The sequence below is a fragment of the Priestia sp. RMT2NF4 genome, assembly GCF_047872835.1.
Taxonomy (GTDB): Bacteria; Bacillota; Bacilli; order Bacillales; family Bacillaceae_H; genus Priestia; species Priestia zanthoxyli.
Genome location: NZ_JBLQZO010000004.1, coordinates 53,608 through 76,806 on the forward strand (window position 1 = coordinate 53,608; position 23,199 = coordinate 76,806).

22 protein-coding genes are annotated in these 23,199 nt (G+C 38.7%); 16 read left to right on the forward strand and 6 right to left on the reverse strand.

Translation table 11 applies throughout. From position 1 onward, the window contains the following. Positions 1-1,272 (reverse strand): NAD(P)/FAD-dependent oxidoreductase, encoded by a 1,272-nt coding sequence (locus ACMX9J_RS17855; protein WP_028411837.1) that lies wholly within the window; start codon positions 1,270-1,272, stop codon positions 1-3. 210 nt (positions 1,273-1,482) lie between these two features. Here ACMX9J_RS17855 and ACMX9J_RS17860 point away from each other — a divergent pair, with 210 nt between their 5' ends. After that, complete coding sequence (locus ACMX9J_RS17860) at positions 1,483-3,126, forward strand: putative polysaccharide biosynthesis protein (RefSeq protein ID WP_028411836.1); 1,644 nt, start codon at positions 1,483-1,485, stop codon at positions 3,124-3,126. Between the two features lie 50 nt (positions 3,127-3,176). Then, positions 3,177-3,893 (forward strand): pseudouridine synthase, encoded by a 717-nt coding sequence (locus tag ACMX9J_RS17865; RefSeq protein WP_028411835.1) that lies wholly within the window; start codon positions 3,177-3,179, stop codon positions 3,891-3,893. Between the two features lie 222 nt (positions 3,894-4,115). Here the strand turns inward: ACMX9J_RS17865 and ACMX9J_RS17870 are convergent, their stop codons facing one another. After that, on the reverse strand, positions 4,116-4,337 hold the full coding sequence (locus ACMX9J_RS17870; protein ID WP_013059517.1) for a DeoR family transcriptional regulator: 222 nt from the start codon (positions 4,335-4,337) through the stop codon (positions 4,116-4,118). Between the two features lie 408 nt (positions 4,338-4,745). On the opposite strand from ACMX9J_RS17870, the gene pepV reads away from it, so the two are divergent. Continuing rightward, a complete protein-coding gene (gene pepV, locus ACMX9J_RS17875; RefSeq protein ID WP_028411834.1) occupies positions 4,746-6,149 on the forward strand; it encodes a dipeptidase PepV in 1,404 nt (467 codons plus the stop codon). Here pepV and ACMX9J_RS17880 read toward each other — a convergent pair. Further along, positions 6,142-6,357, reverse strand: a complete 216-nt coding sequence (locus tag ACMX9J_RS17880) for a hypothetical protein (protein ID WP_176343380.1) — start codon at positions 6,355-6,357, stop codon at positions 6,142-6,144. The genes pepV and ACMX9J_RS17880 overlap by 8 nt on opposite strands. Before the next feature lie 126 nt (positions 6,358-6,483). Beyond that, entirely contained in the window at positions 6,484-7,416 is a 933-nt protein-coding gene (gene cysK / locus ACMX9J_RS17885) for a cysteine synthase A (protein ID WP_033579594.1), read from the reverse strand. A gap of 189 nt (positions 7,417-7,605) precedes the next feature. Here cysK and thpR point away from each other — a divergent pair, with 189 nt between their 5' ends. The 4 genes from thpR to ACMX9J_RS17905 all read left to right on the forward strand — a co-directional run bounded on the left by thpR (position 7,606) and on the right by ACMX9J_RS17905 (position 12,442). After that, on the forward strand, positions 7,606-8,160 hold the full coding sequence (gene thpR, locus ACMX9J_RS17890; protein WP_028411832.1) for an RNA 2',3'-cyclic phosphodiesterase: 555 nt from the start codon (positions 7,606-7,608) through the stop codon (positions 8,158-8,160). A 135-nt stretch (positions 8,161-8,295) separates the two neighbouring features. Then, positions 8,296-9,222, forward strand: coding sequence for a hypothetical protein (locus tag ACMX9J_RS17895; RefSeq protein WP_416226071.1), 927 nt, complete (start codon positions 8,296-8,298; stop codon positions 9,220-9,222). A 92-nt stretch (positions 9,223-9,314) separates the two neighbouring features. Further along, positions 9,315-11,456, forward strand: a complete 2,142-nt coding sequence (pulA, locus tag ACMX9J_RS17900) for a type I pullulanase (protein WP_033579596.1) — start codon at positions 9,315-9,317, stop codon at positions 11,454-11,456. A 161-nt stretch (positions 11,457-11,617) separates the two neighbouring features. Continuing rightward, positions 11,618-12,442 carry a phosphotransferase family protein gene (locus tag ACMX9J_RS17905; protein WP_176344694.1) on the forward strand — a complete coding sequence of 275 codons (825 nt, stop codon included), beginning with the start codon at positions 11,618-11,620 and terminating at the stop codon, positions 12,440-12,442. 6 nt (positions 12,443-12,448) lie between these two features. On the opposite strand, the gene ACMX9J_RS17910 is transcribed toward ACMX9J_RS17905, so the two are convergent. Then, positions 12,449-12,727: a YtzH-like family protein gene (locus ACMX9J_RS17910; RefSeq protein WP_028411828.1), complete on the reverse strand. Its 279-nt coding sequence runs from the start codon at positions 12,725-12,727 to the stop codon at positions 12,449-12,451. Between the two features lie 127 nt (positions 12,728-12,854). Here ACMX9J_RS17910 and trmB point away from each other — a divergent pair, with 127 nt between their 5' ends. Beyond that, positions 12,855-13,505 carry a tRNA (guanosine(46)-N7)-methyltransferase TrmB gene (trmB, locus tag ACMX9J_RS17915; protein ID WP_028411827.1) on the forward strand — a complete coding sequence of 217 codons (651 nt, stop codon included), beginning with the start codon at positions 12,855-12,857 and terminating at the stop codon, positions 13,503-13,505. A 75-nt stretch (positions 13,506-13,580) separates the two neighbouring features. Continuing rightward, complete coding sequence (locus ACMX9J_RS17920) at positions 13,581-14,438, forward strand: YtnP family quorum-quenching lactonase (protein WP_028411826.1); 858 nt, start codon at positions 13,581-13,583, stop codon at positions 14,436-14,438. Here ACMX9J_RS17920 and ACMX9J_RS17925 read toward each other — a convergent pair. Next, positions 14,407-14,718, reverse strand: coding sequence for a PepSY domain-containing protein (locus ACMX9J_RS17925; RefSeq protein WP_028411825.1), 312 nt, complete (start codon positions 14,716-14,718; stop codon positions 14,407-14,409). The two genes, ACMX9J_RS17920 and ACMX9J_RS17925, sit on opposite strands and share 32 nt — an antisense overlap. Before the next feature lie 152 nt (positions 14,719-14,870). Between ACMX9J_RS17925 and ACMX9J_RS17930 the strand changes: the two genes are divergently transcribed. From ACMX9J_RS17930 to ACMX9J_RS17960, 7 genes are all read left to right on the forward strand, one after another. Beyond that, positions 14,871-15,944, forward strand: a complete 1,074-nt coding sequence (locus ACMX9J_RS17930; RefSeq protein ID WP_013059506.1) for a M42 family metallopeptidase — start codon at positions 14,871-14,873, stop codon at positions 15,942-15,944. 58 nt (positions 15,945-16,002) lie between these two features. Beyond that, positions 16,003-16,527: a DUF84 family protein gene (locus ACMX9J_RS17935; protein ID WP_033579598.1), complete on the forward strand. Its 525-nt coding sequence runs from the start codon at positions 16,003-16,005 to the stop codon at positions 16,525-16,527. 153 nt (positions 16,528-16,680) lie between these two features. Continuing rightward, on the forward strand, positions 16,681-16,998 hold the full coding sequence (locus tag ACMX9J_RS17940; RefSeq protein ID WP_013059504.1) for a thioredoxin family protein: 318 nt from the start codon (positions 16,681-16,683) through the stop codon (positions 16,996-16,998). A gap of 72 nt (positions 16,999-17,070) precedes the next feature. Continuing rightward, positions 17,071-17,883 (forward strand): DUF1444 domain-containing protein, encoded by an 813-nt coding sequence (locus ACMX9J_RS17945; protein ID WP_014457994.1) that lies wholly within the window; start codon positions 17,071-17,073, stop codon positions 17,881-17,883. A 2-nt stretch (positions 17,884-17,885) separates the two neighbouring features. Continuing rightward, positions 17,886-18,491 (forward strand): YtpR family tRNA-binding protein, encoded by a 606-nt coding sequence (ytpR, locus tag ACMX9J_RS17950; RefSeq protein WP_416226072.1) that lies wholly within the window; start codon positions 17,886-17,888, stop codon positions 18,489-18,491. A 429-nt stretch (positions 18,492-18,920) separates the two neighbouring features. After that, positions 18,921-22,022 carry a DNA translocase FtsK gene (locus ACMX9J_RS17955; protein ID WP_176343382.1) on the forward strand — a complete coding sequence of 1,034 codons (3,102 nt, stop codon included), beginning with the start codon at positions 18,921-18,923 and terminating at the stop codon, positions 22,020-22,022. Positions 22,023-22,362: 340 nt separating this feature from the next. Then, entirely contained in the window at positions 22,363-23,016 is a 654-nt protein-coding gene (locus ACMX9J_RS17960; RefSeq protein ID WP_028411819.1) for a hypothetical protein, read from the forward strand. The last annotated feature ends 183 nt before the right edge of the window (positions 23,017-23,199 follow it).

The window sequence follows — 23,199 nt, forward strand, 5'->3', positions numbered from 1 at the left end:
TTATGCTAGGCTTGTTGCAAATTCTCCTGCATTACTGCCAGCCAAACGGCCTGTTACAAGGGCAGAAGTAATATTGTATCCTCCAGTATATCCGTGGATATCAAGAATTTCCCCGCAGAAGTAAAGGCCTTGCATAAATTTAGAAGACATTTCTTTTGGGTGAATTTCTTTAACGGATACTCCGCCTCCTGTGACGAAGGCTTTCTCTAAAGAAAGTGTGCCGTTTACAGCAAATTCAAATCGTTTGCACATTCTCGAGAATTCTCTCAGTTTTTCATGCTGAAGCTGTCCCGCTAGCGCTTGGCTATCAATGTCTGCTTGCTCGAGTAAAAATAATAGATAGCGTTCAGATACAAAACCTTTTAAAACATTTTTAATCGCTTTTTTCGGCTCTTCTTTTGTTGTTTTGACTAATTGTTGAAAAATCTCTTCTTCGTTTTGGCTAGGAAATAAATCAAGAGACATTTGAACAGTGTTGCTTTTTTGTTTCTTTAACTCTTTAACAACATATTGGCTGCAGCGAAGAGCGGCAGGGCCAGAGATACCAAAGTGAGTGAAAATCATATCCATCTGATGAGTGATGACAGGTTTGCCTTTTTTATTAAGTACGCTTAGTCCTACGTTGCGAAGCGATAGACCTTGAAGCGTTTTTGTTTTAATAAAGTGTTCGCTAGATGTAATAGGAACTTCTGTTGGGTAAAGTTCAGTAATTTTATGACCTGCATCTTTTGCCCATTGATAACCGTCTCCTGTCGAACCCGTATGAGGCACTGATTTTCCGCCTACTGCAATCACAACGCTTTTCGTTTGGATTGCTTCTCCGTCTTGAAGTACAACTTCTTTCACGGTGTTGTTTTCATAGTTTACGCGTTTAACGGCTGTGTTTGTGCGAATTGTTACACGAAGACGGTGAAGTTCACTAATTAATGCATCAACAACAGATTGTGCTTTATTGCTAACCGGAAACATACGCCCGTGATCTTCTTCTTTTAATTTAATTCCAAGGCCTTCAAAATAGGAGATGATATCTTCGTTATTAAAAACAGAAAACGCACTGTATAAAAAGCGTCCGTTTCCTGGAATGTGTTTAATAAGTTCATCAATCGGAAGGCGGTTTGTTACATTACAGCGGCCCCCTCCAGAAATGGCAAGCTTTCGTCCAAGTTTATTGCCTTTATCAATTAATAATACGTTTGCACCTGACTCACCAGCTGCAATCGATGCCATCAAACCAGAAGGTCCTCCTCCGATTACGACTACATCATATATCATACTTTCACCAACCTGTCTATTCTTAAAAAATTTTAGTTTGTTCACTGACAAATCTCTCAACATTGGATAAAATGGGCTATAGTCTTTGTTTTTTAGCTTGTTGACGAGTGTGAGTGAGTATAAGACCTTTCTTAGTGTATACTCTCACTTGCTTCTTTTCAATTCTATCATTATTATCAGTATGTAACATTAAGTATCGGAGGCAAACGTATGTCTGATTCAAAATTGTTAAGAGGGACCTTTGTGCTAACGCTTGGCACTTATGTATCCCGAATTCTGGGAATGATTTATTTATTTCCATTTGCGATCCTTGTTGGAACCGTAGGGGGAGCACTGTTTGGTTATGGATATAACCAATATGCTATTTATTTAAGTATTGCTACAGCCGGTATGCCAATGGCCGTATCGAAATTTGTATCAAAATATAATGCACTCGGTGATTATTATACGAGTAGAAGAATGTATCGGGCCGGCATGAAATTAATGCTTGTCACAGGAATACTTGCATTTTTACTTTTATATTCGTTAGCGCCTGTTATGTCTAGAATTACACTTGGAGGTTCTGATTTAAATAACTCCTTAGAAGATGTAGTAATGGTTATGCGAATGGTTAGTGTTGCGTTAATTGTAGTACCGATGATGAGTTTAATGCGAGGATTTTTCCAAGGTCACCAGTCTATGGGACCCACAGCTGTTTCACAAGTAGTTGAACAACTTGTGCGGGTTGTCTTTTTATTAGCATCCACTTATATCGTCATCAAAGTTGTACATGGGAGTCTTGCGCTAGCCGTTGGATTTGCTACAATGGGTGCTTTTGTAGGAGCTCTTGCTGGACTTGCCGTATTAATTTGGTACTGGAAAAAACGAAAGCCTCATCTCGATAAAATGGTGAACGAGCAGACGGTAACGCCTACGCGTATTTCTACCGTATCCATTTTTAAAGAGCTGCTTACGTATTCATTGCCCTATGTATTTGTCAGCTTAGCTATTCCGCTTTATCAGTATGTGGATCAATTCACATTTAACCGTGCGATGGTAGCGGCTGGACAAAAAGAAATAGCGGAGTCCATGAACGGAATTGTTCAGTCTTATGTTCCAAAGCTTGTGATGATTCCTGTTTCATTAGCTACTGCATTCGGTTTGACTCTTGTACCAACGATTACACGTTCATTTGTGAATAAAGATTATAATGTATTGCAAAAGCAAATTGATCAAACATATCAAACGATTATGTTTCTTGTGCTGCCAGCATCTGTAGGGTTAATGGCTTTAGCTGGTCCAGCATATACGTTTTTCTTTGGAACAGATGCATCGGATGCGGGTGGAAATGTCTTGCTTTATTATGCACCCGTAGCTTTATTGTTCTCATTTTTCACGGTTAATGGAGCTATTTTACAAGGGATCAACAAACAAAAGTATGCTGTTTTAAGTCTATTATTTGGATTGATTGTGAAAATTGTCGTGAACGTGCCATTTATTCTTATGTTCCACGAGATCGGTTCAGTTTTAGCGACAGCACTAGGCTATATCGTATCTCTTGTTTATATGTTTGCGCTTATTCAAAAACACGCAAAATATAACTACAGTGAGTTTATAAAACGCTCTGTGCTCATTCTCATTTTTGTTGCGATTATGGGAATCAGCGTAAAAATTGTTTCAGTAGTAATTGGTCTGTTTACAACCCCAGGACGATTCTCTGCCACGGTTATTACGATTATAGGAGCAGCAGTAGGCGGCCTTATTTACTTTATTATTACCTATCGTTCAAGCCTGCTTGAAAAAGTAATGGGAGCGAGGGTAACAGGTGCAATTGAACGAAAGATACTGCGCCGAAATAAACAGCGCAGTGCATAAGAAGATGACTCGTTAGAGTCATCTTCTTTTCAAAAAAAGGAGGATATTACATGCGTTTGGATAAATTGCTTTCTACCATTGGGTACGGAAGCCGAAAAGAAGTTAAAGGTCTTTTAAAGACTGGAGCTGTTAAGGTAGACGGTACAGCGGTTAAAGATGCTAAGGTACATGTTAATCCAGATGAACAAGAAATAACTGTGCATGGCGAAGCCGTTTCTTACCGAGAATTTGTTTACTTTATGTTGCATAAGCCGCAAGGTGTCATATCAGCGACGGAAGATTCTCTTCATGAAACAGTTTTGGACTTATTGGAAATTGACGATGCTGTGTATGACCCATTTCCGGTAGGGCGTTTAGACAAAGATACAGAAGGGCTCTTGCTGCTGACAAATGATGGTCAGCTTGCACATCAGCTGCTATCTCCTAAAAAGCACGTTCCTAAAACGTATTTTGCAAAAATTAATGCGCCGGTGACTGAAGAAGATGCTGAAGCATTTAGACAGGGTGTCACTCTTGATGATGGATACGTAACAAAATCAGCAGAGTTAAAGGTACTAACAAGCGGTGTGGAATCAGAAATTGAATTAACGATCGTTGAAGGGAAATTTCATCAAGTGAAGCGTATGTTTGAAGCAAGAGGAAAAAAAGTAACGTATTTAAAACGTTTATCTATGGGAGCTTTGCTATTAGACGAGTCGTTAGATTTAGGAGAGTACAGGGAGTTAACGGAAGAAGAACTAGCTTTATTACAAAAATCAAATGCCTAAGAAGAGGCGAAAGAAAAAGGAACCTAAGTCTAAAATGGTTCCTTTTTTTGTCCACTTTATTCGACAAGTGAAACATTTCACGTTAAAGCACTTAAACGAGTACCAACTCTGCTTGACGTGCAAATGGAGCGGGGGACTATGCACTCGTCCAAGTCTTGACTTTCTACTGCGTAGAATTTTATCTCTATATATAAATCACTTACTACCCTTGAAATAAACTTACTAGGATGACATCTTGACCTTCTTTTGCGTAGTCGTCCATGTACCGCGACTTGGGCTGCGAACTAAATCATTATATGCTAACACATTCAAGTCACGCTGAATGGTTCTTGGTGTAATACCAAATTCGTCTACGAGCTCTTGCGTTGTAACTGTTCCATTTTTACAAATGAACATATAGACCGATTTGATACGAGTTAGCATTCGATTAGTTGAAGGTTTCAAAAAACCACTTCCTTATTCGTTTTTCGTAAGGCACAACTTCTTTATAACTCTGAGATGTCAAGCACTATTTCAGTCCTTATTCTTATTGTACACAAAATCGACAGAAAAATAAAAGAGAAAACGCAAATTAACACAATATTTACAAAAAATGATATAAATATGTAATCCTTTCGTAACATCTCCTTCCTCTATTTGCACATTTTTTATAGTATATGTAAACAATAAACAAATAGAATCCGTTTTTATCGATTGTGCCTACAAATTATTTCCCGGAATTTTGACTCTGTAAACCTTTGATATGAAAGGAAAGAGACAATTATTTCTTTCTATATAAAGGTATGATAAAGTTAAATTTACCAATAGTAATGATAGATACAATCTGTAAAAGCAGGCAAAGGAGGCACACAGATGACAGCAATTAATTGGAAAGAGGAAGTGCAAAAAAGAGAAGCTGAAATTCTAGCTGAGACGCAGCGTTTTTTGCAAATTAAAAGTGTTTTGACAAGCACAGAAAAAAAAGAAGAGCCATTTGGACCTGGAGTTGCTCAAGCGCTTCACTTTCTTTTAAACAAAGGAAAAAATGACGGGTTTTCCGTCAAGAACGTAGACGGATATGCAGGTCATATTGAAGCGGGAGAAGGAAAAGACCTTCTTGGCATTTTGTGTCACGTAGACGTCGTTCCTGAAGGAGACGGGTGGTCGGTTGATCCATACGGCGGTGAAATAAAAGACGGGAAAATTTTTGCTAGAGGAGCAATCGACGATAAGGGCCCGACGATGGCTGCTTATTATGCGATGAAAATTGTGAAAGATTTAGGGCTTCCTCTATCTAAGCGGGTTCGAATGATTATTGGAACGGATGAAGAAAGTGACTGGAGATGTGTGGACCACTACTTCAATCATGAAGAGATGCCAACGATGGGATTTGCGCCGGATGCGGATTTTCCTATCATTTATGCTGAAAAAGGCATTACAGATGTAGAAATTCGCCAGCAGCCCATTGAAGGAACAAAGGGAAGCGTCCAGCTTACATCATTTGTCTCTGGGCGACGCTACAATATGGTTCCTGATCTTGCAACAGCTGTTCTTGAATTCCATAGTGAAACGGATATTAAAAATAAATATGATCAATTTTTAAAAGATAAGTCTTTAAAAGGTTCAATAACCGAAAAGAGCGGTGCGTATACACTTACTCTAGAAGGAGTTTCAGCACATGGAAGCGTGCCTGATAAAGGGAAAAATGCTGGGCTTACACTTCTTCGCTTTTTACACACATTAGAACTTGATGAACAAGCTAATCAGTTTGTAGGTTATGCAAATGCGTATTTAGTCCAAGATGCACTAGGAGAAAAAATGGGCTTAAATCGCAAAGATGAGGTCACGGGTGATTTAACGATAAATGTGGGAATCATGTCTTATAATCAAGAAGAAGCGGGGCACTTTGGCTTAAATATTCGCTATCCTGTATCAGCTCATATTGACGATATTATTGATACGATTAAAGAAAAAAGTGAATCTTATCAAATGACTATCAAACATTTTACAGATTCTAAACCACATCACGTCGATCAAAAACATGAGCTTATTCAAACGCTTCAAAAGGTTTACCAAGAACAAACAAATGAAGAACCTACGCTTATTTCAATTGGAGGAGGAACATATGCCAGAGCATTAGAAGCGGGTGTGGCATTTGGACCTCTTTTCCCAGGCCGTGAAGAAGTAGCGCACGAAAAAGACGAGTACATGGTAATTGAAGATTTGCTTCGTGCAACAGCTATTTATGCACAGGCTATTTACGAATTGGCTAAATAAAAAGAGGTTGAGACATAACGAAACGAATCCAATTTAAAGGTGAATAACTAGGATACATGAGCTGGACTGTTTGTGACACCGCAGTTGATTTCCATGCAAGGCTTCGCTTTCCGCGGGCGGCCGCTGAGTCTCCTCGTCGCCTGGGCTCCTGCGGGGGCTCACCTGTTCTGCTTTTCCCGCAGGAGTCTTCGCCTTGCCCTCCAATCAACTGCTAGAAGTAACGAAACCGATGAACCTACATTCACCATCACAAAAAAACGAACCATGAATCAAACATGTTGATCAATGGTTCGTTTTTCATTTGGGCTAAAATCCTTTTGTTCCAGCCTCTTTATTATTCATATGAGAATAGGTCGCTTGATAAATAACGTTCACCTGTATCGCAAGCAATACATACGACCACTTGATCAGGAGATAATTTTTTGGCTACCTCGATAGCAGCATAGCACGCAGCGCCAGATGAAGGACCGACTAAAATCCCTTCTTCAGAAGCTAGGCGTCGCGTAATATCGTAGGCTTGTTCATCTTTAATTTTTAAAATTTCGTCGTAAACCTCTATGTTAAGCGTATCAGGAATAAATCCAGGGCTTGTTCCTACAAGCTTGTGCTTTCCAGGTCTTCCTCCAGATAATACAGGAGACCCAGCTGGTTCCACAACATGAACGGTCATATTTGGGTAGTTTTCTCTTAGGACTTCACCTGTGCCCGTGATCGTTCCGCCTGTTCCAGCAGTAGCAACAAAAGCAGATAGGTCTTTTCCTAAATCGTTCATTGCCTCAATAATTTCCTTAGCAGTCGTTTTTCGATGTGCGTCAGGGTTTGCATTATTTTCAAACTGCATGGGCATAAATGCATTTGGAATTTCTTTTGTAAGCTCTTCTGCCTTGCGGATTGCGCCAGGCATTTTTTCATCGCCAGGTGTTAGAACAACTTCAGCACCATATGCTTTTAACAAGTTAATTCGTTCTTGAGTCATCGTATCGGGCATGACTAAAATAGAACGATACCCTCTTGCTGCTGCATTCATAGCTAAGCCAATACCTGTATTTCCGCTCGTTGGTTCAATAATGGTGGAATTTTCATTGAGCAAGCCTGCTTTTTCAGCTTCCACGATCATATTAAAAGCAGCACGGTCTTTTACACTACGGCTCGGATTAAAAAATTCTAGTTTTAAGTAAACGGATGCTCCATCTGCTGGTTGAAGACGATTCAATTTAACAAGAGGTGTCTCGCCAATCAAATCAGCCATATTGTTAACAACTTTCATTTTTCTCATCCTTTTCTTATAAAAATTCTCTGTATTATTTCTATGATAACACAATTTCTTATTTTTTAAGCACATGACAAATTTTCAGAAAAACCTCTCTATTTGATCCAGAAAACCTTTAAAATAAATCTAGCTCTTTTTGAACATGACAAATTGGGGAAAGATAATGAAAAGAAAAGGAGGGATTTGATGAAAAGTGATCAACACTATTTTATTGGAATCAACGTGCCAGTCTCCATTGCATATCAGGCAGAAAATTGGGCAAAAGAATTAACACCTTTTCCTTTTAAACAATGGACATACCCTGACGATTATCATATAACACTACAATTCTTAGGATTTGTAGATAACAAAAAGGAAAAGCTGATTAACCGCTTAAAAGAAGTAGCCTCCCGTCATTCAAGTTTTTCACTGCAGACCGTTCAGTACGATGTGTTCGGTGCGTATAACAAGCCTAGAGTGCTTTATGTAAGCCTTAAGCCAAATGATAAGCTTGTGAATCTACAAAGGGATATACAAGCTGTATGGGGAGACCTAAGCGGCTTATACGAAAAACGTCCTTATCGTCCTCATATTACGATTGCAAAGAAGTGGGGAGGGGAAGCCGGGCTTTCGGAAGAGCAGTTAAAGCAAACGTCGGTTGAAGAACAGTTTCAAGTAAGTTCATTTGCCCTTTTTGAAGTTCATCCTGCTAGCAAACCTAAATATAAAAAAATACTATCTTTTTCATTGCAGTCACAGTAGCATATGAACATACAAGCATGGAGAGAGGTTATTTAAAGATCACTCTTATTAAAGGAAAGAAAACGCCGATGATAATAGAGAAACAATCGGTGAACCAAGTGTTAGAGGAATTTTAATTAGGGGATTGATGTAAACGTGGCGCAGCTACTTAAGGTGCAAGATTATATTTCCCGTTATGAAAAAGACGTTTATCACTACACGTCTCAGTTTAATCATTTAAAAAAACATAATTGGAAGAAAGCGAAGCAATTGTTTGAACAAGGGCTATTACATGGCCCTCCTGTAAAAGAAGAAACAAAAGCTCAACGTTCATTTTTGCAAAAAGCAAAAGAGCGGTTTAAAAGGAAAAAAGAAACGCTTGAAGTGGAAGAAGCGTTCTCTAGCGATAGCGTGGAAAATCAAGAGCTATTGAGGTTTACAACTCTTCCACGAACAGCGGAAGATTTGAAAATATTGTTTTTAGAAAATGTATTTGATCTTCAAATGAAATGGGCTACATCCACTTTATTTGAGTTCTCGCAAGCAGATCGTAAATATTACCATGATGAAGCTCTCCGTTATTTTATTCAGCGCTTTCCTGATACGTATCTCGTGATGTACAAGCCTGTTTTCCTGATTAATAAAGCTCCGGTAGAAGGGGATATCATTATTGTTACTCCAACGGAAACCCTCTGTATTTGTTTAATAGAAACATATAAAAGTGCTGTTTTTCAGTATTCAAAAGAAAATTTTTGGACAGAGTTAAGAGGAAGAGATCAAAAAAAGATATTAAATCCGTTAATTGGGTTAAATCGAATGGAGCAAATTGTCCGAAGTATCTATCGTACTCACGATATTGAACATAGCGTAAAGAAAATATTACTAAGCAGAAATGGATACATTGACTACGCTGCGGAGCCTTATCAGGTTGAATTTGTAGATGCTAGAAAGTATGAAGAATGGTTTTATGAACTTAGGAAATCTAAAGCGCCTTTAAAGTTTAAACAGATGAAAGCAGCTCAGGTACTGCTCGAACACAGCCAGAGTATTTATTTTGACCGGGAATTCGAAGCAGATGAATAATCCGAACATTCATGCTATGAAAGTGCTTTCGTTTTTGCGTTTGCTACATATAATGCTACTAAAGAGGTAATTGGCATAAGGAGGAGAAAAGGATGACTGGTGATAATAAGTTTCAGGCTTATTTAGATCAAATAGATCGTATTACTGTTTTAGTTCCAACTTCTTATCATGAAGGTCAAATTGATTTTTTTGTGATTAAAGGTGCACAAATGCATGAGACCATCTCTATTGAAAACGTACATGAATTAGAAGGTTTTATCAAATATGAAGGTAAGGTTGAAGAGAGCATAGAAATTGGACATTCGTACGTTATCTGTGATAATCACGGGGAGAAAGTTCCGTTGCAGGTAGGGGCTGTTATACGAACAAAAGAGTTTGATGAAAGATTTTATTATAATCAAAATGATTTGGGTGCAGCCTTTTATTCAGATCATATTATGATAAAAGTCTGGGCCCCGACTGCATCAGCAGTGGTTTTAAAATTAATACATGCAAATAGCGGAGAAGAAGAACTGTACGTTATGACTCGTCAAAGAAAAGGCGTATGGGAAAAGGAACTTCCCTTAGATAAAGAAGGGTATTATTATCGATTTTTAATAGATGTAAACGGTCGGACAAATGAAGCGGTGGACCCTTATGCCGTTGCAGCTACAGCAAATAGTGAATACGGAGTTCTGATAAATCTTCATACAGCCTATGTTCATCCCCATGAAAAGCCGCCTTTCCTTCAGCCAACGGATGCCGTTATTTACGAAATGCATGTTCGAGACTTTTCTATTCATCCTTCAAGCGGGATAGAAAAAAAAGGTACGTACCTAGCTGTTACTGAATCAAGCGGTCAGCCAGGTAAACCAACAGGCCTCCATTATTTAAAAGAGCTAGGAGTGACCCATCTTGAATTTCTTCCTATTAACGACTTTGGCGGAGTAGATGAATTAAATCCTCATGCTTCTTATAATTGGGGGTATAATCCATTGTTGTTTAATGTGCCGGAAGGAAGCTACTCTGCTGACCCTTCAAATCCCACCACTCGTATTGTTGAAGTGAAGCAATTAATATCAACGCTTCATCAACAGGGATTCCGTGTTATTATAGATGTAGTTTATAATCACGTATTTGTACGAGAAGAATCACCTTTTGAAAAAATTGTTCCGGGCTATTATTTTCGACATGATGAGTTTGGGATGCCTTCGAACGGGACGGGAGTAGGAAATGATTTTGCTTCTGAACGGAAAATGGCGCAAAAGTTTATTATCGATTCAGTATTATTTTGGATAAAAGAGTACGATGTTGATGGTTTTCGTTTTGACCTCATGGGGATTTTAGATATAGAAACGATGAAAATCATTCGGGAAAAAATAAATGAAATTGATTCTACTATTTTGGTGTTTGGCGAAGGCTGGGATTTAAATACGCCTCTTCCCCACACTCAAAAAGCAATGATGGCGAATGCCCGCCAAACACCTCAAATCGGCTATTTTAATGACCGCTTTCGAGATTCTGTAAAAGGAAGCACGTTCGATGTGTATGAAAAAGGTTTTATCAGCGGGAATATTCATCAAAAAGAAGCAGTGCAATCTGTGATAGCGGGTAGCATTTTGGATAAAGAAGACAGTCCCGCTTTATTTATAAATCCAGCACAGTCAATTAATTATGTTGAATCACATGATAATCATACGCTGTGGGATAAGTTAACGAATTCAAACGGAGAAGAAGACGAAGACACTCGTAGAAGTCGTCATCGCCTTGCTACTGCTATTGTGCTTCTTTCACAAGGCATACCGTTTCTTCATAGTGGTCAAGAGTTTTACCGCACTAAAAAAGGCGTAGAGAACAGCTATAATTCACCCGATGATATTAATGCACTCGATTGGAATCGAAGAAGGGAATTTTCTTCTGATGTGAATTGGGTTCAAGAGCTGATTCGTATTCGCAAACAGCACGATGCATTTCGCTTGGGGGATGCTTCAGCGATTAGGCAGCATGTCTCTTTTCTAAACACGCCGAAATCCGTTATTGGCTATTGCTTATCAAACGTATTGGCTTACGGTCCGTGGAAGAATATTATTGTGTTTTTTAATCAAGGCCTAATGGAAGAAAAAGTAGTTTTGCCAGAAGGACCATGGAAAATAGCACTTGATCATTGTAAAGTATATAAAAATGGGTATCCTACTATAGAGGATAATGCTATAAATGTTCCAAAGCTTAGCGTTCTTATTTTATTTCAAACGTAATTATTGTCTTCAACCACTTGACGAAAAAAGTGTGATGGAGATAATATTTATAAAGGATGGCTATTGATACATATCCTCAATAGCCGTCTTTTTTATTTACTAAGAAAATAACGTCATGATGTCTTAATAGATTGCTTTATTGAGTGAAATTTTTAAACGAAATGTGTGTGTTGAAATTGAAGGTGAATTGGTTGGAAGATATATTAGGAAGCGAATGGGAAATTACTCCTGCTGGCGGAGCGACAGGAGAAGCTTATTTTGCAAAATTTCAAGACCGAAAGCTTTTTTTAAAGCGTAATTCATCACCTTTTTTAGCAGTATTGTCAGCTGAAGGAATTGTACCGAAGCTCGTGTGGACAAGACGAATGGAAAATGGAGATGTGATCACAGCTCAGCACTGGCTAGATGGTCGAGAATTAAAACCAAAAGATATGAATTCGAGTCGAGTGACAGAATTGCTTAGTAAAATTCATCATTCAAACGAGTTATTAGATATGTTGAAAAGGTTAGGGAAAACACCGCTTCTTCCCGGAGACGTGCTAGCCGATATTCTAGAGAACGTGGACGAGCGACTTCAAAAAGAGAGTATTGTAGAGCAGGGAATCAGCTATTTACAAGCAGAGCTTCCGTCCATTCAGACAGATAAATATGTGGTATGTCACTGTGATGTGAACCACAATAACTGGATGCTTGGAGAGAATACGCAGCTATATTTAATCGATTGGGACGGAGCGATGATTGCAGATCCTGCTATTGATTTAGGTTTATTGCTTTATTGGTACATCAATCCATCTCAGTGGGAAGAATGGCTTGAGCATTATGGGGTTGAACTAACTGAGAACTTGAAAACGAGAATGAAGTGGTATGTGATAAGTCAAACCATTTTATTCATTGAATGGCATCGTTCGAAAAATGAACATTCTGAAATGAATTACTGGCTTGAATATCTTCGGATGTTGCTCGTCAACGACATTCAAGCACAGTAGCAAAGGTTATGACAAGGTAGATAGTTCTTGGACCCATTGTGATAAATTTTGTTGATTGGTTTGAATATGTTCGTCTAAATGAGCAGCACTTTTTGCATCTTGCGTGTATTTATAAACGTTTTGTAGTGTTGCTTGTACGTCTGTGCTAGCATATCCTTTTGCTAACATTGATTGAATTAAACGTTCAACCTGTTCACATTCCGCAACCGTTCCGCAGCAATCACTTTGATGATTAGATAAAATATCTTTTACTATATTCATTTGGTGTTCGGCATTTAAAGGCATTAAGCATCATCCTTTCTCGTATGATGCTCTTATTTTTTTCTATCTAAACACAATTATGCATGAAAATGTCGGTTGTTTCGAATAACCGACATTTTCAATGCGTCAAAATAAATTAAAGAGGTGCAACATGAGATTACGAAACAAACCTTGGGCAAAAGATAAAATTGCTGAAAATCCCCAATACGTGGTTCCAAATCCAGCGGAGTATAAAGGAAACTGGAAAGAAGTTTTTGGAAATGAAAATCCTCTTCATATTGAAGTAGGAACAGGAAAAGGCCAATTTTTAGTAGGGATGGCTAAACAAAATCCGCATATCAACTATATTGGAATTGAAATGTATGAAAGTGTCATCTTAAGTGCTCTAGAACGATTGATTGAAGAAGAGCTTCCAAATTTAAAGTTGTTGAATGTAGATGCTAACCATCTTAGTGAGTTTTTTGCAAAAAATGATGTGGGTCGCGTTTATCTCAATTTCTCTGATCCATGGCCAAAAAAGAGACATGCCAAGCGCCGCTTAACATACAAAACGTTCTTAAGCATGTATGAAAATCTGCTGGTTGATGGTGGAGAAATTCACTTTAAAACAGATAATCAAGGGCTATTTGAGTATTCATTGACAAGCTTTTCAGAATATGGACTTCTTCTCAAGTACATTAGCTTAGATTTGCATAAAAGCGATTTTGAAGGCAATGTTATGACGGAATATGAAGAGAAATTTTCACAAAAAGGCAGCCGCATTTACCGCTGTGAAGTAAAATACCTGAATGAAAAAGACTGAGTTCCTCAGTCTTTTTTTGTTCAAAAAGAGAAGGGGATAGTGATAAAATAAAAAGGAATATAATGGAGGTGTAAAATGGAAACGCTAACAATAGGCGAATTAAAAGTTACATGGCTTCGTGGAGGGAATAATCATTTAGATGGAGGGGCAATGTTTGGTGTTGTTCCAAAAGAGCTTTGGACAAAAAAATATCCCATTTCAGACGGGAATCGAATTCCCATGAGGACTGATCCTTTGCTCGTTCAAACTGAAAAACACCTCATGTTAATTGATGCAGGTATAGGAAATGGGATGTTGGATGAGAAAAAAAAGCGTCATTTTGGCGTAACGGAAGAATCATTTATTGCTGAAGACTTACAAAAGTTAGGGTTCACGTGCGAAGATATTACTCATATCATTATGACGCATCTCCACTTTGATCATGTGTCAGGCTTAACAAAATGTATCAACGGAAACTTTTCCTCTGCTTTTCCAAATGCAAGAATTTTTGTTAGTGACATCGAGTGGAATGAAATGAGGAATCCTAATATACGTTCTAAAAATACGTATTGGAAACAAAATTGGGAATTTATTCAGCATCAAGTAATAACATTTAGCGACAAAGATGAAATTGTGCCTGGAGTAACGGTTCATCATACCGGCGGTCACAGCGATGGTCATGCTGTAGTTATATTAAAAGGAAACAATGACATCTTAGTGCACATGGGCGATCTTTTGCCAACACATGCACATCAAAATGTCTTATGGGTAATGGCATATGATGACTATCCAATGACTTCGATTGAACAAAAGCAGCAGTGGTTAGCTTATGCCTATGAGCATCAAGCTTGGCTAAGTTTTTATCATGATGCTTTTTATCGAGCTGTAAAATGGGATAACAAAGGAGAAATAGTTGACGAAATTAAACGGGTGTATTCAGCGTCAATTCAATAATAGCACCGCTTTTTTTATCAATGAAAAACTCGTAATGTTCCTGTTTTGCATCACGTGTTCTGATAATTCCACCTGTATAACCATAAAAAGAGAGACCATGCTTTTGAATGACCTTAGTCGTCGTTTCAATCCATGAGCCGTCGATTGCCCCATTTTGTTTAAAAGCGCTTTTAACAATCGTAAGGGCTTCCGATGAGGAAATTGACGACGTTCTTTTTTGAATAATATAAGCGCTTGCAAATCCGACTGCAGCTCCTGCTATTAGTTGAGTCCATTTCACGTTATTCACCTGCTTTTTAAGGATATGTTTTCATCATTATATCAAATTGTCGAATGCTTTGTTAAGTTGAGTCATAGAAGAGAAGGACGGAACTAGCAACTATTTCCGGTTTTCGATACAATAAAGAAAATGATACATAAAGGAGAGTATATATGAACAATGAAACGCTATCTCTATTTAAAACATTAACGGAGTTACCAGGTGCCGCTGGAAACGAACATCAAGTACGTTCATTTATGCGCTCGCAAATTGAACCCCTTGTAGATGAAGTCATTCAAGATGGGTTAGGAAGTTTATTCGGCGTTCGCTATAATGAAGAAAAAGGTCCTAAAGTAATGGTAGCAGGACATATGGACGAAGTAGGATTTATGGTTACGTCTGTAACTGATAAAGGAATGCTTCGTTTTCAAACTCTAGGAGGATGGTGGAGTCAAGTACTTCTAGCTCAACGCGTCCATGTTGTGACAAAAAAAGGTCCTATCACCGGCGTAATTGCTTCTATCCCTCCCCATTTATTAGACGAATCACAGCGCAACAAGCCAATGGCCATTAAAAATATGATGATTGATGTGGGCGCAGATAGCAAGCAGGAAGTAGCAGAAATGGGCATTCGTCCTGGCGATCAAATTGTACCGATTTGTCCGTTTACGCCAATGGCAAATGAAAAGAAAATACTGGCAAAAGCATGGGATAACCGCTATGGGTGCGGACTTGCGATTGAATTATTAAAAGAAGTAAAAAATGAAAAATTGCCAAATATCTTATATTCTGGAGCTACTGTTCAAGAAGAAGTAGGACTTCGCGGTGCTCAATCAGCTGCGAATATGATTAAACCGGATTTGTTTTATGCACTAGATGCTAGTCCTGCTAACGATACGTCAGGCGATAAAAATGCATTTGGACAATTAGGAAAAGGCGTATTACTTCGTATCTTTGACCGTACGATGGTCACACATAGAGGAATGAGAGAATTTATCTTAGATACAGCTGAGACAAACAGCATCCCTTATCAATACTTCGTTTCTCCAGGAGGTACGGATGCAGGGCGCGTTCATACTTCTAATAACGGAGTTCCTTCTGCAGTGATCGGCGTATGTTCACGTTATATTCATACCCATGCATCTATGATTCATGTGGATGACTATGCAGCTGCAAAAGAATTATTAGTCAAACTTGTACGCTCTACAGACCAAACAACGCTTGATACGATTAAACAAAACGGATAAAGAAGAACAAAGCAGCTGCTTTTGCGGTTGCTTTGTTTCATCATGACAGGAGAAAAAAATGAAAATTGCAATCGGAACGAAGAACCCAACAAAAGTAAATGCAGTAAAAAAAGTATTTGGAGATACTTTTACATATGTAGAGGTAGACGTGCAGTCCGGGGTGTCACCACAGCCTTTTTCTGATGAAGAAACCATCCAAGGAGCGATTAACCGCGCGCGTGCTGCTGTCAAAGAGACAGGTGCTGATATTGGCATTGGACTTGAAGGAGGGGTACAGGAAACGCCTCATGGCTTATTCCTTTGCAACTGGGGAAGTCTTGTTACCTCTAAGGACCTTGAACCGATTTTAGGTGGAGGAGCTCGTATTCGGCTTCCTGAAGCGGTAGCCGATATGCTTCGTCATGATAAAAAAGAATTAGCCGAAGCTATGGAAGTGTATACAAACCAAAAAAATATTCGAAAAAAAGAAGGAGCAATCGGCATTTTCACCAATGGGAATTTAGATCGGACTTCTATGTTTTATCAGGTTGTTTTAATGCTAAAAGGACAGCTGGATTTTAGGACAAATCAAGCTGTTCAATAGGAAATTTCTTTGTAACCCTTTATAATAGAAAAGCATCAGTGTATGATAGTTGCAACAACTCATATACTATGTTTTGATGTAGAAGGATTAAAAAATGTATGGGGCTTTAGCCGTTTAAATACGAAAGTAAAAGAAAAAGTGGAGGAAAGAAAAATGGAAAAAATGCAAACAATTGAACAATACAAAGAAATTATTAAAGAAGGAAAACATATCATGATGTTTTCAGCAGACTGGTGCCCAGATTGCCGAGTAATCGAGCCTGTGCTTCCAGAAATTGAGGCGAATCATAGCGAGTATACATTTCATTATGTCGACCGCGACGACTTTATCGATCTTTGTGCAGAATTAAGCATCTTTGGCATTCCAAGCTTTGTCGGTTACAGCAACGGAGAAGAAACAGGGCGTTTTGTCAGCAAAGACCGTAAAACAAAAGAAGAAATTGAAGAGTTTATTAACGGCTTAAATGCATAAATCAAGTGAAGACTGATAGCGATCTACAGCTATCAGTCTTCATACATAAAAATGAGAAAAGGAGGCGTAAATATGGCGAAAATGAATAGTCAAAAGATGAGAAAACTACTAGAAGAGCGATTAACGGGTGCGGATTGGTCATTTTTATTTGATCGTGAAAAAGATACGCTGCGCGTTGAACATCAGGAAACGAAAAAAGGTGTAACCATTTCTTTACCCGGGCTAATTGCAAAATGGGAAGAAAAAAAGGAAGCGGCTCTAGATGAAATGGTATATTATATAAAAGAAGCTCTTCGTGTTATGAACGATGAACAGCAGGTAACGGGAAAAGAAAAGCGCATTTATCCAGTTATTCGCTCAACGTCTTTTCCGGATAAATCGAATGAAGACGTGCCGTTGATTTATGATGAACATACAGCTGAAACACGCATTTATTATGCGCTTGATTTAGGCAATACATATCGTCTATTAGATGAGAAACTAATTCGTAAGGAAAATTTAGATCTATCCGCAGTGCGGGAAATGGCTAAATTTAATCTTCGCTCTTTGCCGATTTCACATAAAAAAGATACGGTAGCAGGCAATGACTTTTATTTTGTAAATCAGAACGATGGATACGATGCAAGCCGAATTCTTAACGAGGCATTTTTGCAAGATTTTGCTTCTAGTGTTTCGGGCACAATGGCTGTAGCAGTACCTCATCAAGATGTGCTGATTCTAGCTGATATCCAAAACGAAACGGGTTATGATATTCTTGCGCAAATGACCATGAGCTTTTTTGCAAGTGGACGTGTACCCATCACAGCTCTTTCATTTTTATACGAAAACGGTGAGCTAGAACCTATTTTTATTCTAGGAAAAAATCGCAGTAAAGGACGGGACTAATTATGAATCTTTTTTATAATAAAGAAGGTATCGGCGATACGTTAATCGTCAAGCTAGAAGATATTGCAATTGAAAATCGCACGTTTGAAACAAAAAGCGACGTTGTGCGTATCTTTGATCAAAAATCAAATACAACGGCTGGCTATAACATCTTTCATGCTTCTTCTAAGTTAAAAGTAGAGGGAAATGGTTCTCTTGAATTAACAGAAGAAATGGTGGAAGAAGTAAATCGTGTACTTAGCGAAAGCGGTTTTGAAGGTAAACTTGAAGTGGATTTATCTCCTAAGTTTGTAGTTGGATATGTTCAAGAAAAAGAAAAGCATCCAAATGCAGATAAGCTAAACATCTGTAAAGTAGATGTTGGCACAGAAACACTTCAAATTGTATGTGGAGCACCAAATGTAGACGTAGGTCAAAAAGTCGTCGTAGCAAAAGTAGGAGCGGTTATGCCAAGCGGTATGATCATTAAAGATGCAGAGCTGCGCGGTGTACCTTCTTCAGGCATGATTTGCTCTGCTAAGGAGCTGGCGCTTCCGAACGCTCCTCAAGAAAAAGGGATTTTAGTACTTGAAGACAAATATGAAGTAGGTCAGCCTTTTCAAGCATAAAAGCAGAGTGTGATACTAATTTATAGGGCAAAAGCAGGATGTTTTTTTACACGTATATTTCAAAGCGTTACAGTTGCTGAAAAGCAATTGTCAATTCTTAAAAAGGTTTGATAAAATTAAAAGCCACTAGTATAGACTAGTGGCTTTTTTCGCGTTTAATTATGAGTGCTAATTAAACATGAAAAAATATTTTTGCAAAGAGGAATTTTACTGTATAAATAAGGGAAGCAAAATAGTAGATTTTATAGTAAGAGTTCAAGCATACGTGATAGAATGATAAATGAAAAGATAGTATATATATCCATCTCAGAGAATACTTTGAGGCCAAAGGTAAATAAAGGATGCATGGATAGCTTTTTGTAGATGTCGCAGCACTGCGATATAAGAGGCTAAACGAAGTAAGATAGTCTGATAGAAAGAGTGATAAAAATGGGTTTTGTACGAAAAGTAATGGATTATTTACTAGGATACGAAGTGAAAGAAATCGTTGTAGACGAACATGGAAATACAACGGAAGAATACCCTTTAAATAGAGAAAAAACAATTCCTAAAAAGAAGGCTACTAAGCCTAAACAAATGCAGTCAGTTCATCAAAAGCCAGTGATGAAAGCAGCGCCAAAACCTTCTGTTCCACACTCGGCCAGAACGCAAAAGCGGAATTACAGTGAAGAGCAGCAAGATGTTCATACAAAAGTAGCTTATCAATACCCAAAAGGAACGTTTCGTTTCCCTTTAATTGATGATACGGGAGAAGCAAAAAAGGCAGCAGCTCCTAAAAATGAACCAAGGCCTGTAGCAAAAAAGGCACCGGCTCCGTTTTATCAAGAGCCTGTTCGCAAGTCGGCGCTAACGCAGCCTAAGTCAGTATCTCAGCCGTTAAAAGCGGTATCTGAAAAGAAAGAAGCGATTCCGCAAGTAAGAAAACGTCCGTTCCGTCCGACTGAAATCCCTTCACCTGTTTATGGGTTTAATAAGCGGCCTTCTAATGTTGTACAAAACGGAAGTGAGGAAGTAGTAGAATATGAGCTTCCGAGTACACAGTTATCAAAAGCAGCGTTTGAAGATGAAATTTACCGACGAGCGATGAATACGTCTGTTGTAGAGCCGTTAAGAAAACCAGTTTCTAAGCCTATAGCGGAAGAAGCACAGATTCAAGAAACGGAAGAAATGATGCAACTGTCTTCTCAGCGTTTTGCTCAGTGGAAGCAATATGAGGAGAATCAAAAAGAGAAGATATCATTTCCTGAAGAAAAGCCAAGTTCTTCAGTAGCCGTAAAAGAACAGGAAGAGGTTCCAACTTTTGAAGAATCACATGCGGTCGAACCGTTAGTGGCAAAAGAGAAAGCTACCGACTGGGATTTGGCGGAAGAAACAGCAGTAGCTGAAGAGGCTCCAATTTCAAAGGAAACGCCTCCGTTTGAATCATCCGTTTCTTTCCAACAAGAGATCGGAAATGAAGCTGAAGAGGCAGAAGCAGAAACGTTGATGGAAGAAAGCCCAGCGTTTTTACAAGCAGAAGAAGTAGAAGCACTAAAGCCTAGAAAGAGAGAAGAAGTTCCAGCCGCTGAAAAAGAAAGTGACGTCATTCTAGAAGAGCCAACAAACAGTGTTCATGTTGAAGCAGAACATGAGCTGAATTCTGAAAGTTTACATCCATCGCAACCCGCAGCTGATGAATGGCAACCAGAAGCGGTATCCGCTGTTGTGCACCGAGAGCTTGAAAATTCAGTGATAAAAGAGGAAGAGAGCAGGATGCAAGAAAGTCAAGAGTTACAAGGACAAGTACAGCAAGAGTCAGCTGTAGAACCTCTTGTACCTGCAGAACAGCCAGGGAATGCTGAACGAGCTCGCGGTAAGCGATTAGTGCCTTTTAACGTAATGATGCTGAAAAAAGACCGCACAAAGATGGATAACAGCGCTCGAGAAAAAAGTCAGCCGTCCCAAGGTTCATACCAAACGCCGAAGGCAGAAGCTCTGCAAAAAAAAACGGAAGTAAGTAGGCAAGAAGAAGTTCACGGTGAAAAAACCGAAGAAGCGGTTCCGCAGGCTTCATTAAAATCTGAAGAACCTGTAAATGTAAAAGCTTCTTCTCCTTATACATTTCCTGGAATGAACTTGCTTAACATTCCTCCAGCTGCTATTGAAGAAGATAATCAATGGGCGGATGAGCAGCGTGAGCTTTTGGATATGACATTAAAAAACTTTAACGTTCGAGCTAAGGTCGTAAACGTCACGCAAGGTCCTACCGTAACCAGATTTGAAGTACATCCTGAACCCGGTGTGAAAGTGAACAAAATTACGAATTTAACAGATGATATTAAACTGAGCCTAGCCGCGCGTGATATTCGAATTGAAGCGCCAATTCCAGGGAAAAATACGATTGGAATTGAAGTGCCAAATCGTCAAAGTAAGCCGGTGTTAATTCGCGAAATTTTGAGGCATCCTTCTTTTAGAAAAGATAACTCTCCTTTAACGGTGGCGTTAGGGTTAGATATTTCAGGAACGCCGGTTGTGACTGACTTGAACAAAATGCCTCACGGTTTAATTGCTGGAGCGACGGGGTCTGGTAAAAGTGTGTGTATTAATACCATTATCGTCAGCTTGCTTTATAAAGCTGCGCCACACGAAGTCAAGCTTATGTTAATTGACCCTAAAATGGTTGAGCTAGCTCCTTACAACGGCATTCCGCATTTAGTCAGCCCGGTTATCACGGATGCGAAAGCAGCTACTACAGCTTTAAAGTGGGCAGTAGAGGAAATGGAGCGCCGTTACGAACTGTTTGCACATGCGGGCGTACGTGATATTACAAAATACAACGAACGTGTAAAAGAACATAATGAAAAAAGCGGGGAGCTGCCGTATCTAGTTATTATTATTGATGAACTTGCCGACTTGATGATGGTATCTCCAGGGGAAGTAGAGGAAGCTATTTGCCGTATTGCACAAAAGGCAAGAGCGTGTGGCATTCACTTGTTGCTTGCAACGCAGCGTCCTTCCGTAGATGTTATTACAGGCTTAATTAAAGCAAATGTGCCAACGCGTATCGCATTTTCTGTTTCTTCGCAAGTTGATTCACGTACAATTATCGACACAGGAGGAGCAGAGAAGCTATTAGGTAAAGGTGATATGCTGCTTCTTGAAAACGGATCTTCTAAAAGCGTTCGAATTCAAGGGAACTTTGTTTCAGATGAAGAAATTGATCGCGTTGTAGATCATGTCAAAAAGCAAATGAAGCCAACATACTTATTTGATCAAGAAGATTTGTTGAAAAAGCAGCAAAGCTTTGCTTCAAATGAAGAAGATGAGCTTTTCTATGAAGCATGCGAGTTTGTGCTAGACCAAGGCGGTGCATCTACTTCCAGTCTGCAAAGACGCTTCAGAATGGGGTACAATCGCGCAGCGCGCCTAATTGATATGATGGAGCAGCAAGGAATTATTTCAGAAGCAAGAGGAAGCAAGCCGAGAGATGTACTCATTACCGAAAACGAGCTTCAGGAAATGGAAAGTCAAACAGCCACTTCTACATTTTAAGCTGTTTTTCTGCATGTAGGTTAAAAAAAGAGGCTATGCAAAATCAGCAGGATACAGCTTTATGTGAGCTAACGCTCTGTCACTGTATCCGCCGCCTCTTTTTTTCCTCCTTTAAGTTCGTTTATACAGAATTTGAGTAGGGATTTTGGAAGAAATCCATCAGGAAAAAAAGGAAAAGGTTTGTCAGAACTAGTAAAATGATTTACTATATGTAAGGATAATGTGTGTTTTGCTTTTTTAGCATGTGATAGTTTGCTATCATTTCTCACCAGCTGAAACATATGAGCTGAAGGCGTTTAAAGAGGACAAACCAAAATAATTAGAGTACGAGTGAAGAGTAATGACAGAAGAAAATCATGAACTGATTAACTTTAATGAAATTCGTGAACAAAAGCAGCTTCAGTCTGATAATGCTATTTGCGACTTTTACAATCAATATTTCTTTTTTGTGAACCGCTATACGAATATACGAGAAAAAGTGCGGGCTTCACATCTATTTAAAGAGTTAGTAAACTTGCCTCATGAGGCGGCTCTATCTGATTCCCATGAACAATTATTTTTTCAGTGGTTTGCATTTGAATATGTAACCATTCAGGGGAAAACCCTGCTGCAGCTGTTTTTAGCTGATCAGGCGAAGCAGAAAACAGAGTCGTTTTTAATTCAAGGAGCCTTTTTTTTGACGAGTGTACTAGAGCCAATTATTGTGTCTAAAGTACCTAATTCGTTTTTCTTAAAAGGATATACCCCATTGACAAATGAGCAGGTTATCATCAAAGATGTAAGAGGAAGATTTGCAAATTTAGAGGAACAACAAGTAATTTGGATTCGAAAAATAAAATCAATCGGATATGACGTGTTAATTGACTCTTTCTTTTTAGGACATAAACAACGCATTGAACAGTTAGTAACCCAATATAATGACAAAAAAAATGCAATGACATGGCGATCGTTTTTAAAACAGCAGGCTATATACTATGTGATGAAGCCAAAATAAAAGGCCGTTTCGCAAGGGAAGAGAGTAGAAATGGAGTCATGGAGTTATGTTATAAGAAGTGATATAATGTACGAATGTTATCGTGAAATCAGCAATCAAACGACATTTATATACGTTTGTAAGAGCAATTCTAGATAACCGTCATATACTGTCTTACAGATAGACGAATGTTGGAGGTTCTTT